The sequence below is a fragment of the Nocardia vinacea NBRC 16497 genome (genome assembly GCF_000308835.1).
Classification (GTDB): domain Bacteria; phylum Actinomycetota; class Actinomycetes; order Mycobacteriales; family Mycobacteriaceae; genus Nocardia; species Nocardia vinacea.
Map to the genome: position 1 here is coordinate 1 of NZ_BAGN01000280.1, position 248 is coordinate 248.

Annotated in this window: 1 pseudogene; it reads left to right on the forward strand. The window is 64.9% G+C overall.

Annotated features, from left to right (window positions below):
- Positions 1-199, forward strand: a pseudogene (locus ON44_RS33490) (hypothetical protein); the annotation flags it as partial.
- Positions 200-248: the final 49 nt, after the last annotated feature.

Consider the following 248-nt stretch of genomic DNA (forward strand, 5'->3'; position numbering starts at 1 on the left):
GTTCGCCGCTCTGCACGACCCAGCTAGCCGCGCCTACTACACGCGAAAACGCGATGAGGGCAAGAAACGCAACGCCGCCCTCATCTGCCTCGCCCGCCGTCGCTGCGACGTCCTCTACGCCATGCTCAAGACCAAACAGCCCTACCGCAATGCCCGCCCGACCGAACGATCAGGCCGCAGCGTCACCTCCTGCCGATAGCCTCGAACGATGACCGACCCGCGCCCGCTCACCGAATCCAAATCGCTGA